This is a genomic window from Acinetobacter sp. ANC 4654 (assembly GCF_002135425.1).
GTDB lineage: Bacteria > Pseudomonadota > Gammaproteobacteria > Pseudomonadales > Moraxellaceae > Acinetobacter > Acinetobacter kyonggiensis.
The window spans coordinates 321,138-333,739 of sequence record NZ_NEGL01000001.1; the positions used below are offsets into that span (position 1 = coordinate 321,138).

8 protein-coding genes are annotated in these 12,602 nt (G+C 40.6%); 3 read left to right on the forward strand and 5 right to left on the reverse strand.

The window, feature by feature from the left end:
* Positions 1 to 24: 24 nt before the first annotated feature.
* A complete protein-coding gene (locus B9T24_RS01595; protein WP_086164196.1) occupies positions 25 to 714 on the forward strand; it encodes a pirin family protein in 690 nt (229 codons plus the stop codon).
* A gap of 163 nt (positions 715 to 877) precedes the next feature.
* Here B9T24_RS01595 and dsdC read toward each other — a convergent pair whose 3' ends face one another.
* Entirely contained in the window at positions 878 to 1,804 is a 927-nt protein-coding gene (dsdC, locus tag B9T24_RS01600) for a DNA-binding transcriptional regulator DsdC (RefSeq protein WP_086164197.1), read from the reverse strand.
* A 508-nt stretch (positions 1,805 to 2,312) separates the two neighbouring features.
* Between dsdC and dsdX the strand changes: the two genes are divergently transcribed.
* Together dsdX and dsdA are read left to right on the forward strand one after the other, a co-directional pair.
* Positions 2,313 to 3,650, forward strand: a complete 1,338-nt coding sequence (gene dsdX / locus B9T24_RS01605) for a D-serine transporter DsdX (RefSeq protein WP_086164198.1) — start codon at positions 2,313 to 2,315, stop codon at positions 3,648 to 3,650.
* Positions 3,651 to 3,668: 18 nt separating this feature from the next.
* Entirely contained in the window at positions 3,669 to 5,009 is a 1,341-nt protein-coding gene (gene dsdA, locus B9T24_RS01610) for a D-serine ammonia-lyase (protein WP_086164199.1), read from the forward strand.
* Positions 5,010 to 5,070: 61 nt separating this feature from the next.
* Here dsdA and B9T24_RS01615 read toward each other — a convergent pair whose 3' ends face one another.
* The 4 genes from B9T24_RS01615 to B9T24_RS01630 form a co-directional block, all read right to left on the reverse strand.
* Positions 5,071 to 6,222: a catalase family protein gene (locus B9T24_RS01615; protein ID WP_086164200.1), complete on the reverse strand. Its 1,152-nt coding sequence runs from the start codon at positions 6,220 to 6,222 to the stop codon at positions 5,071 to 5,073.
* 583 nt (positions 6,223 to 6,805) lie between these two features.
* On the reverse strand, positions 6,806 to 9,955 hold the full coding sequence (locus B9T24_RS01620; RefSeq protein WP_086164201.1) for an efflux RND transporter permease subunit: 3,150 nt from the start codon (positions 9,953 to 9,955) through the stop codon (positions 6,806 to 6,808).
* Positions 9,945 to 11,168, reverse strand: a complete 1,224-nt coding sequence (locus tag B9T24_RS01625; protein ID WP_086164202.1) for an efflux RND transporter periplasmic adaptor subunit — start codon at positions 11,166 to 11,168, stop codon at positions 9,945 to 9,947. The genes B9T24_RS01620 and B9T24_RS01625 overlap by 11 nt, the downstream gene beginning before the upstream one ends.
* Positions 11,169 to 11,170: 2 nt before the next feature.
* A complete protein-coding gene (locus B9T24_RS01630) occupies positions 11,171 to 12,565 on the reverse strand; it encodes a TolC family protein (RefSeq protein WP_086164203.1) in 1,395 nt (464 codons plus the stop codon).
* Positions 12,566 to 12,602: the final 37 nt, after the last annotated feature.

Genomic DNA, 12,602 nt, shown 5'->3' on the forward strand with positions numbered 1-12,602 from the left:
GCAATAATAATTCGGAGATTGAGCATGACAACTTATTTACATCGTAGTGAAGATCGTGGGCATGTCAAAGCAGGTTGGTTAGAATCGAAACATAGTTTTTCTTTTGGCAGTTGGTATAACCCTGAGTTGATGGGAATCGGATCTTTACGCGTCATTAATGATGACATTATTGCAGCACATAATGGCTTTGGCACGCATCCACATGACAATATGGAAATATTAACCTGTGTGCTCAAAGGTACGATTTCTCATCAAGACAGTATGGGCAATGAAAGCCAAATTCATGCAGGTGAATGGCAACTCATGAGTGCGGGCACAGGCATTAAGCACAGCGAAATGAACCAAGGTGATGAAGCCGTCCATCTACTGCAAATTTGGATTATTCCCAATGTGCAAAATGCAGAACCGACTTATCAACAGATTGAACGTGATCCGAAGCTAACACCGAATGAATGGCAGTTGATCGTTGGTCCAAATGCCAATGCCCCAATGCATATTCGTCAAAATGCAGAAGTAAAAACTGCATTTTTACAACAAGGTCATACGCTCGATGTAGAGGCAAGCCAAAAATTTAACTATGTCCATGTGATTGAGGGCGAAATCGACATTGCAGGACAGAGCGTTAAAGCGGGTGATGCCTTATTTTTTGATGATCTGGCGACGATTAAAGCCCATACAGATAGTCAATTTATTTGGTTTGATTTAAATAATTAAAGTATTTTCATCTTAGTTCCCTTCTTATTTAAGCGATGTTGCTCAAATAAGCGGGAACTTTGATGACTATTCACATTAGAAGCCTTCCGTCATACCCGAAAGCTTAATGATATTTATTTGAGAATCCATAGAAAAATAGATATGCCATCTGCAATGATAAAACTTAAGCTTGCTCTTCATTCACCGCTGCTTGCAACCAATCAATAAAAGCATCTATTTTGGGCCACTTACGATCTTTGAGTGAAGCGACATAATAATGCTGATCACAGCGCAGATACATCTCTGAAAATGGAATCACTAACTCTCCACGTGCAATTTCCTTTTCTACCAATCGTTTTCTGCCCATCGTAATGCCTAAATGATTTTTGGCAGCAATTAATGCAAGATCTGAACGATCAAAGCTAATCCCGACAGAACTATCTATATGGGCATTAAAATGTATCGCCCAACTATTCCATTCATCCGTTCCAGTACCGTTACTCCACGCTTGGCAATCATGTAATAAGGTGCAATGCATGAGGTTGTCCAAGTTGCCCATAAGATTAAACTTTGCTGCATATTCTGGACTGCACACTGGAATAATATGTTCATCCATCAAATACTGATAATCCAATTGAAAGGATGGCTGATTATCAAAATAAATTGCTAAATCAATGCCAGTACGTTGAAAATTAACATTCTCATTCCCCGTTAAAATAGACAACTGAATGAATGGATAACATTCGGTAAAACTAGATAATTTAGGCACCAACCAACATTGTGCGATTGAAGGTCGAGCATAAATCGTCAGAGAGCCTGCCAGTGCTTGATTTTGTATGGCTTTAATTTCAGTATTCAAGTAATCCAATGAAAATTGTAAAGCCAAAAAGACCCGTTTTCCCTCATTGGTCAACTCGACTTTACGGTGCAAGCGCAGGAATAATTTTATATTTAATTCTTTTTCTAACAAATTAATTTGGTGGCTCACTGCACTTGGCGTCAGAAATAATTCTTCCGCAGCCAAAGCAAAGGACTCATGCCTTGCGGCAACTTCGAAGGTAATTAGCTTTGAGAGTTGAAAACCCGTCAGCGTCTTATGTAGATTGGTCATTCATTTATCCCTAGCCCATTCATTATGTTATTCATCAGAAATTAAACGAATACCTAGGGTCTGTTGACATTTCACAGATGCTTGCGACATGAGCCGTATACGGCGCAAGATGTTTAGACGATACAAGGCTTGTTTTGCGAAGTTTAGTCATTCTAAATGAGAAAAACATAACGCAGTAGCGGCAAAAAATGTCCCTGTCCCGTAGGGTTATCACTAAAACTTCCCCAAACTTCGTTATGAAATTTGACAAGGGGATTACCATTGTCTGCATTTCATGCCTTGTTTGTGTTGTTTTAGCGGATAACGCAATGCATGGTTGAAATGTCAACAGCCCCTACTATCAGATGAAAAAATTTAACTCAAAATTTATTTAAAGAGCAATATTTATTTTATTCTATTTTTTCAGATGAATTATTTTAATCTAAAAGCAAAATTTCATCGTTTGACGCAGTACCTTTATTTTACTCCAATAGAGCAATAGAAATTTTAGTCATGGAGACAATAAGGTATGGAAACCAATTTCTTAGATGTCGGTATTTTATTGACCAGTATATGTTTAATCATTTTTACGATTCTAAAGTTCAAGCTACATCCCTTTTTAGCCTTGCTTCTTGCCAGCTTTTTTGTTGGGTTGGCAATGAACATGCAGCCACTCGAAATGATCAATGCCATTGAAAATGGCATTGGAAGCACGCTCGGCTTTCTTGCAACCGTCATCGCACTGGGAACCATTTTAGGTAAAATGATGGAAATTTCTGGTGCTGCGGAACGTATTGCCCTCTCTCTGCAACGTTGTCGTTGGCTATCTACAGATATCATCATGGTACTGATTGGCTTACTTTGTGGCATTACCTTATTTGTTGAAGTGGGCGTGGTCTTATTAATTCCACTCGCCTTTTCCATTGCCAAGCACACTAAGACTTCATTATTTAAATTAGCCATTCCCTTATGTACCGCATTGATGGCGGTACATTGCGTGGTTCCACCCCATCCAGCAGCACTTTATGTCACCAATAAACTGGGCGCTGATGTGGGTACAGTGATTATTTTCGGTTTAATGGTGGGGTTAGCCGCTTCATTGATTGGCGGCCCGCTATTTTTAAAATTACTGGGTAAACGCTTACCTTTTAAAGCAGTCCCTGAAGAATTTTCGAATTTAACCCTGAGAGAAGAACACACACTGCCTTCATTAAAAATAACATTATTCACGGTGTTTTTACCGATTGGACTAATGCTCATTAAGACCATTGCCGAATTAAACACTCAATCCCAAACCGTGTTTTACCAATTCTTAGACTTTATCGGCAACCCAATCACAGCCATGTTTATTGCAGTATTTGTCGCTTACTACACTTTAGGCTTATGCCGTAATATGAGCATGGCATCTTTATTAAAAGATACTGAAAGTTCATTTTCTTCTATCGCGAATATCTTATTGATTATTGGTGCTGGCGGTGCATTTAATAGCATTCTAAAAGCCAGTGGCTTAGCTGATTCTATGGCTGTTCTACTTTCACATTTACACATGCATCCCATTTTATTGGCATGGTTAGTTGCCCTCATTTTGCATGCTGCCGTTGGTTCTGCAACCGTTGCTATGATGGGAGCGACTGCAATTGTCGCGCCAATGCTGCATCTCTATCCAGATTTAAGCCCTGAAATTATGGCGATTGCGATTGGTTCAGGTGCAATTGGCTGTACCATCGTTACAGATTCTCTCTTTTGGTTGGTTAAACAATATTGTGGAGCAACCTTAAGTGAAACCTTCAAATATTATACTTCAGCAACTTTTATTGCCTCACTGATCGCGCTGGGTTGCACCTTCCTCCTGTCTAATTTTATTTAAGCTTTTATGAGTACTCTTATGAATTCTGATCAACTTAATCAACTTGTTGCGCGACACCCTATTGTTAAGGATCTGATCGCACTCAAAGAAACTGCTTGGTTCAATCCTCATTTCACCACACTTGCAGAAGGTTTACCTTATGTAGGTCTTAACCAGATAGATATTGATGATGCTCGTGACCGCTTAGCACGTTTTGCGCCCTATCTCATGGCAGTTTTTCCAGAAACGGCTGCTACGGGCGGTATGATCGAATCTGAACTGGCTGCCATTCCAAAGATGCAACAGCAACTTGAACAGCACTTTGGACAAACCATTCGCGGTAAACTGTGGCTGAAAAAAGACAGTCATTTACCTATTTCAGGTTCAATTAAAGCACGTGGCGGTATCTATGAAGTGCTCTGCCATGCTGAAAAACTTGCGTTGCAAGCGGGCTTATTAAGCCTTGAAGATGATTATGCAAAACTTAATAGCCCCGAATTTAAGCAATTCTTTAATCAATACAGCATTGCCGTCGGTTCTACAGGAAATTTAGGACTTTCGATTGGCATTATGAGCGCGCAATTGGGCTTCGATGTCACAGTGCATATGTCAGCCGATGCACGTCAATGGAAAAAAGACAAATTACGTTCTCACGGCGTAACGGTTGTTGAATACGTCGAAGATTACGGTGTAGCAGTAGAACAAGGTCGCAAAGCAGCACTGCAAAATCCAAATTGTTTCTTCATTGATGATGAAAATTCACGGACTTTATTCTTAGGTTATTCAGTCGCTGGAGAACGACTAAAAACCCAATTAGAGCAACAAAACATCATAGTGGATCAAGCACATCCCTTATTTGTTTATTTGCCTTGTGGTGTAGGTGGTGGCCCCGGTGGCGTTGCATTTGGTTTAAAAATGGCATTTGGCGATCACGTACATTGTATCTTTGCAGAGCCAACGCATTCGCCATGTATGCTGCTTGGGGTAGCGACTGGCTTGCATGATGAAATTTCAGTACAAGAAATTGGTATAGACAACATTACAGCAGCAGATGGTTTAGCTGTTGGACGTGCTTCTGGTTTTGTCGGTCGAGCAATGCAAAGACTGTTAGACGGTTTTTATACCTTAGATGATCAAACCATGTATTTATTACTGGGTATGCTCAATCAGTCTGAACATCTTAAGTTAGAACCTTCTGCGCTTGCTGGAATGTTAGGCCCTGTCATCGTCAATCAGCATCCAGAGTACACCATGCTACATCAGTTTACCGAGCAACAATTACAGCATTCAAATCATATTGTTTGGGGCACGGGGGGCGGCATGGTGCCTACCGAGGAAATGGAAAAGTATTTAGCTAAATCGAATATTGAGCAGTTTTAAAAATATATCACCATAATTAAAGCAGATGGAGTTTGATCTCATCTGCTTTAATGGTTTTAGATTACTGTGGTTCTTGTCTTTGGGTTGAATTCATCTCATGTCTGACTCGGCTAATACGATCATAAATCACCTTGCGCATCCTATTTATTGCCCCGAGCGGTTTATGTTCAGGTAAAGCATGCCATGGTGTAAAAGAAAGATTTTCACAAAATTTATTCTGATCAGGGCTGTCAAAAACCTGTTGAGGAATACGAATCGTTGCCACCTGATAAAAAGGGGCTTGTGTTTCTTTCCATTCGGTCATGGCATCTTCAACAAGCAATGTATTTGATGTTCTCGGTTGCACCAAAAATTCCATACAGGCATCGCCCTTTTGTAGGCTATTTCTTAGTGCATCACGCAGAAAGTCATGACTCGGATTGTTTGGCAAAGCGTCTTTTACTGTCGAGCAAGAACGAACGGAATACTTTACCGCCTGACGGTCAGAACCGATGCCTAACTGGTAGGGAACCATAGACCAATAGCGAGTTTGCAACGGATTTGCAATGGTTGTTCTGAGATTTAAAGCAATCCGTGTTCCCTTAAAACCAAGTGCAAAAGGAATATGTAGCTTTCTAAAAAAATGATCGCTATTGATATCCTGCATAAACGACAGATAACGACTAGGATCATTCACAAAAAATACAGGATGGTTGATCATAATAAAGTCTTGTGTGGCAACGTCATCCTCTAAGCGTTTCCCTCCCGATATGCCTAAAACTTTGATTGCCATCCCACGTGCATCTTTTTTTGTGTCTGCCTGCGTGGCATCTGGGGAACCATTTGAAAAACGAATCCATGCTTGATATTTTTTATCGGGAATAAAAATGCCTTGAGCAAGATTCTTTGGCAGCGTTTTCAGCACATGAAACTCCGCTCGTACACAACCATGCGCTTTCGGATGTGCATCACGACGCGCACTGCCTAAGGCATATTGTTTACGAATCGATTTTTCAATCACATCCGCGATCTCTTCGGCTATCACCTGTTCCTTAGGATATAGCTTTTCACTTAAACCAGAATCAATACTCGGGTAAACAATGCTCTTCGGCTTGCTCAGCGTTGTAGCAGAAGTATTTTTCGGTTGCTGCGCACTGCAACCACCAATTGCAAAGACTAGCGGTGTCAGCGTAAACAGCAAACTTAAATGTAGCGGCCGCATAAAATTTGGCATTGACCTTCTCCTTGCTGTAAAGACCACCTTAGGCTCATCTTCAGTTTTTTGGTCGTTATTCTGTTCAATAGATTTCTTTCATAAATCAAAAAGTGATCATTCATCGGTAGTAAAATGAATATTGACAGTTGCTTCTCTTGCGCCATATATGGCTCAGGGAGCAGGTTAGGATGAGGGGATTCTTTAATAAAATCTCAGCCTAATCATTATGCTGCGCAAGTCTCCTTAAAAGAGAGGGAGTTTTCATTATGAATTAAATATTGTTCAAAAAATGACTTATTAAAGATGCCGAATGTATCAAACTGCAAAAACACCAGTTGATTATTAAACATCCTAAAAGATTATTATATCTCTTTTCATATTTGCAGTATCCCCCACTTTTATTTGATCATGAGCTTATAATTAAAATAAGAGTATTACTTAGTAAAAAGGAGAAACCAACAAGACCATTGTTGATTCCTCCTTTTAGGGTGCTTAACTGTTCAACGATGCCTTGCTTGATGAACCCAAACAACATAAATCAGGTATAAAACCTAAGCAAACTTTGATTATCTACCTGAACCTTGCATCGGACTTGTATCAATTAATCTCTCGTATTTCGCTCATTTAACCAGCGATATAACACAGGTAAAATCAACAACGTCAGAAACGTGGAAGAAATAATGCCACCAATCACCACCGTTGCTAAAGGTCTCTGCACTTCTGCCCCTGTTCCCGTCGCCAGTGCCATCGGAATAAAGCCCAAAGAAGCGACACAAGCCGTCATTAACACAGGACGTAAACGTAAAACTGCGCCTGACCATGTTGCGGTATGGACATCAAACTTTTCTCTTAACTCTTTAATAAAAGTCAGCATGACTAGACCATTTAACACAGCGACACCAGACAGCGCAATAAAGCCAATACCTGCTGACATAGAGATTGGAATATCTCTTAACCATAACGCTATTAATCCACCAGACAATGCAAATGGCACACCACTGAAAACCAGCAAACTATCTTTAACGTTGTTAAACACAGCCATCAATAAAACAAAAATGATAATGAATGCCATCGGGATAACGATTTGCATTCTAGCTTTTGCTGAAGCTAAGTTTTCAAACTGTCCGCCATAACCCAACCAATACCCCGCAGGTAAGACCTGTTGTTTTAGCTCTTGTTGCATTTCTTGCACAAAAGAGCCTAAATCACGATCACGCACATTGGCGGTGACCACAACACGGCGTTTGCCATTTTCTCGACTAACTTGGCTAATCCCCAAAATATTTTCAACTTTGGCCACATCTTGTAATTGAATCAATCCACCATTTGGCAGTTGAATCGGTAACATTGCCAGTTGCTGTGGCGTTCGCATGCTTTCATCTAATCGAATCACAAAATCGAAACGTCGATCCCCTTGTAAGATACTCCCCACATTTTGACCACCAATACTGGTCGCCACTAAATCTTGTATGGACTTCACCGATAAACCATATTGTGCTGCCAAAGCATGATCAATATCGACATTTAAGACAGGTAAACCGTCGGTTTGCTCCACTTTAACTTCACTCGCACCCTCAATCTTTTTCAGTTTTTCCGCAATCTTTTCCGCTTCTTGATTCAGCGTCTGCATATCATCACCAAAAATCTTGATGCCCACATCACTACGAATGCCTGAAATCAATTCATTAAACCGCAGTTCAATCGGTTGCGAAAACTCACTGTTATTGCCGGGAATTTTCTCTACAAACGCCAGCATTCGTGCTCGCAAATCATCAATCGTTTCATCTTGATTCGCCCATTGATCATGCGGTTTCAACAACACAACACTATCGGAAATATTCGGAGGCATCACATCTGTTGCGACTTCAGCCGTACCTGTACGAGAAAAAATCGCCTTAATTTCAGGAAATTCTTTTAAAAGCTGTTTTTCTAACCCTTCCTGTATTCTTAAGGATTCTTCAATCCCTGTACTTGGTGCACGCAGTAATTGCAGGGCAAAGTCACCTTCGCTCAAGGTCGGAGAAAACTCAGTTCCCACACGTGTCGATAGTGCAGCCGTAAGCAGCAAAATACTGATGGCTGCTGTTACCACCACATATTTAAAAGCATAGGCTTGATCTAAAAGTTTTGCATAGCCATTTTTTAATGAACTCATCCAACGACTTTCGGTTTCCTTAACATCGCCTGTTAGGAACAAAGCGATGGCTGCGGGCACAAAAGTAATGGATAAAATAATCGCACCAACAAGTGCAAGAACCACAGTCATTGCCATGGGATGGAACATTTTCGCTTCAACGCCTTCCAGTGCAAAAATCGGGAAATACACCACCATAATGATAATTTGCCCAAATATAAGCGGTCGTCTTGCTTGTTTTGCAGCTAAAAAGACTTCCGTAAAACGCTCAGAACGCGTTAATCTTTTACCTTTATGCTGTTGGGCTTCGGCTAAGCGACGGATACAGTTTTCTACAATCACCACTGCACCATCCACGATAATGCCAAAATCCAAAGCACCTAAACTCATCAGATTGGCGCTAATTTTTTGTTCTGCCATGCCTGTCAAGGTAAACAACATCGAAAGTGGAATAACACATGCGGTAATCAGTGCCGCTCTAAAATTGCCTAGAAAAATAAACAGGATCACAATAACAAGGATGGCACCTTCGACAAGATTTTTGGCAACCGTCTTAATTGCCTTATCCACCAAATGACTACGATCATAAACAGTTTCAATCACCACACCTTTGGGTAATGACTGTTGAATTTCCTGAACTTTTTTATCCACAGCTTGAGCAACGGCCTTACTATTTTCGCCCATCATCATCATGGCCGTACCCAATACGGTTTCTTCACCGTTATAAGTCGCACCACCTGTACGCAAATCATGACCAATGGACACGGAAGCCACATCACTGACCCGAATAGGTAAGCCATTTTTGGTGCTAATGCTGACATTTTCGATATCTTGAATAGAGGACAATAAACCTGGCACACGCACAGTCAATTGCTGTCCATTATCTTCAATAAAACCTGCACCGCGATTTGCATTGTTATCTTGAAGTGCCTGTTCCAACTCGGCCACTGAAATTTGGATCTGTTGTAAGCGTGTTAAATCTGGAGCAACAATATAGGTTTTTTCATAGCCCCCAATACTGTTGACTTCTGCAACCCCTTCAACCCGTTGCAGTTGAGGACGGACAATCCAGTCTTGGACTTCCCTTAAATCCATCGCAGTATAAGGCGTACCATCTGGCTTTTTGGCATTCGGTTCTGCTTTGATCACCCACTGATAAATTTCCCCCAAACCAGTCGAAATGGGTGACATTTGTGGTTCAACATTTTCAGGTAAAGCACTTTTGGCTTCCTGCAAACGTTGATTAATCAGTTGTCTAGCCCAGTAAATATCCGTCCCATCTTTAAAAATAATGGTAACTTGCGAAAGTCCGTAACGAGAAATCGAGCGTGTCTGTTCTAGGTTGGACATACCAGACATGGCATTTTCAATCGGATAAGTAATCCGTTGCTCAACCTCAAGTGCGGTAAAGCCATTGGCTTGACTGTTAATTTGCACTTGAACATTGGTAATGTCAGGTACAGCATCTATGGTCAATTTTTGATAACTATATATGCCGATCCCAATCCATGCGACGACAAACAACATCACCCAAATGGCATTGCGAATAGAAAACTGAATAATTCGATCAAACAGTCCTTGACTCGGAAAAAGGTCGTCTTGAGAATTAATGGGCATGTTCAGCCTCTCCCTTCTCCATTTCCGATTTCAACAGAAAACTGCCCTGACTAACATACTGCTGTTTTTCCGTTAAACCCGATTTAATTTCGACCCATTGACCATCACTGGAATAGTTGCCAAGTTGTACAGGGCTTGCAATCAGATGAATTTGCTCTTTTTCAGTCTTGGCAACAAATACAATCTGTTGACCATCAATCTGTTGAATCGCGGCTTTAGCAACACGCAATACTGGTTGTCGCGTTGCTGCGCTGCTTAATAAAACATTGACCATTAAATTTGGACGTAGTTCTTGCGCTGGCGTTAAAACTTTCGCTCGAACTTGTAAACGACCTGTTTGACTATCCGCTTCAGTGGTTAAGGCCTGCACTCGCGCTTTAAATAAATTATTGGTTTGCAAAGATTTAAATTCAATGTCTTGATTCGGTTGAACATGAATATTTGCAGCACTCGGCAAAATAAATTCCACCCATAATTGATCCAGCTGATCAATGATGAACAATTGCTTATCCGCAGAAATATTTTCACCCACAACAATATCTTTTTTCGTAATCACCCCGTTAAAAGGTGCCTTAATTACATAACGCCCTTGACTGCCACTGCTTGCACCCAGTGCAGATAAACGACTCCGAGCCGCTTGAACTTGAATCTCCGCTTGTCGATACGCGTTATATGCACGTTGGTAATCCTGTCTGGCAGAAATCCCTTGATCAAAAAGCTGTTTTTCTCTGTGATAATCTTGGGAAGCTAAAGTAAAAGCTTCCTGAGCAATACTCAAATTGGCTTGTTGATCCACAAGGTCAGGAATAAAAAGCGTGGCTAAAGCCTGTCCTTTTTTAACGTCCTGTCCCAAGGTTACAGCGACACTTTCAACTCGTCCTGCAAAACTCGCCTCAACATGGGCTTGTTGATCAGTATTCACCACCAATTTAGCAGGATATTGTTGTTTTTGTTCGACATCGCCCAATTCAACTTGGGCTAATTTCACACCAAACTCAATCAATTGTTTTGAAGTAAAGTTTAACGATTCATCTTCAGCATGAGCCTCCTCAGCTTCATCATGTCCATGCTGTTCATCTGCATGTGCATCTTCATCGGCAGCTTTACTTGCTTTCTCTTTACCACCGAATAATAAAAAGGCACTCAGAACGATACTCACGATGATAATGGCAATGATCCAAACCCATTGTTTTTTTGCTTGATCTATAGACACGCTTATTCTCCTACCACTGGGTTTAGGTCATTTGTGGATTGCCATAAATTTTGATTAATTTTCATCAGGGCATCGGGCGACATAAGCGCATTTGCATCTACCCCCAAGGCTAAACCTTCAGCTTGCAAAGATTTTTGCCATGCCTGTTTTAACGTTTGTATTTTATTTAAGCGTTGTTCCTGAAGCTGAATGCTGGCTTGATGTACATCAGTAATGGAATATTTACCCACTTTAAAACCCAATAAAGTTTTTTGATGCACCGACTCCGATAGCGGAATTTGTTGCTCATTGATCAAGTCGTATTGCCATTTCAGCCCCTTTAACTCAGCCAATAAAGTGTCCAGTTGAGTCTTATTCTGCTGTTGGTAATACTGCTGTTGCTGATCCAATAAATCTTGTTTTGCTTGGGCGATTTGCATGCCATATTGCTGACGATCAAAGATATTCAAAGGTATTTCAACCCCTAGCCGTATTTGACTCTCCGTGTTGTTTAAATCGGCTTGTTTACTATTAATGATCCCTAAAAGTACATTCGGACTGGGTCTCGCTTGTGCCTTTAAATAGGCTAAATGGGCTTGCTGTTTGGCTTTTTGCAGTTGAATACTTTGTGCCAATAAATTTTCATTCAGCGCCTGTTGCACAAAGGCGGTTGTATCAAATGGCCATAATTGCGCACGGCTTATACTCAGACCATCGTCAAGTTCAGCTGCCCCCCATAAATTTGCCAATTGTCTTTTCACCGTAGTTAAAGACAATTCAATTTCTTGTGTTCGTCGCTGATTTTCAATATGAGTAACTAAAATACGATCCAAATCTAATCTGGAAACACTTCCTGCACGATAGCGTAATCGTGTCGCGTCCACATTTGCTTGACTGTCTGCTAATTGAGCTTTGCTAATCTTAAGCTCTTCTTGCAAAACAAGAACTTGAAACCATAAATATTTCACAGCCAATCGGGTTTCGGCTTTATATAATTTTTGATTTAAATCGACTTGAGATAATTCAACTTTTGCTAAATTTTTTCGGCTACGACGTTGACCAAAAATATCTAAAGGTTGGCTAATCTCGATATCTAACTCTTGATCCTGATCAGATTTAAAGCCCGTTTTTTGCACAGATAAACTTGGATTTGCCCACAGTTGGCTTTGTTTCAGTTTAGCTGTCGCAATATCCTGTTGGGTTTGTAAGGCATGAATTTGGTTTTGATGACCTTCAACACGCATTAATATTTGATTAAAATCTAAATCTGGCTGATTTTTGGATTCCATTGACTGCTCAGCAAAAATGCTCGCTGAAATAGATATCCCGAGGATGAATGCAACAAACTGAGCTTTTTTTAGCTGAACAGTCGTTTTCTCATTCAAACCCATACCCTGAGTTAAAACTTTTTTTGACATGAAGATGTCCCACAAACATAAATAGAATGATGGTGGG

Excerpts from the sequence above, each read along its gene's own strand:
- B9T24_RS01595 (WP_086164196.1), top strand. The coding sequence starts at position 25 with ATGACAACTTATTTACATCGTAGTGAAGATCGTGGGCATGTCAAAGCA.
- dsdC (WP_086164197.1), bottom strand. The coding sequence starts at position 1,804 with ATGACCAATCTACATAAGACGCTGACGGGTTTTCAACTCTCAAAGCTA.
- dsdX (WP_086164198.1), top strand. The coding sequence starts at position 2,313 with ATGGAAACCAATTTCTTAGATGTCGGTATTTTATTGACCAGTATATGT.
- dsdA (WP_086164199.1), top strand. The coding sequence starts at position 3,669 with ATGAATTCTGATCAACTTAATCAACTTGTTGCGCGACACCCTATTGTT.
- B9T24_RS01615 (WP_086164200.1), bottom strand. The coding sequence starts at position 6,222 with ATGCCAAATTTTATGCGGCCGCTACATTTAAGTTTGCTGTTTACGCTG.
- B9T24_RS01620 (WP_086164201.1), bottom strand. The coding sequence starts at position 9,955 with ATGCCCATTAATTCTCAAGACGACCTTTTTCCGAGTCAAGGACTGTTT.
- B9T24_RS01630 (WP_086164203.1), bottom strand. The coding sequence starts at position 12,565 with ATGTCAAAAAAAGTTTTAACTCAGGGTATGGGTTTGAATGAGAAAACG.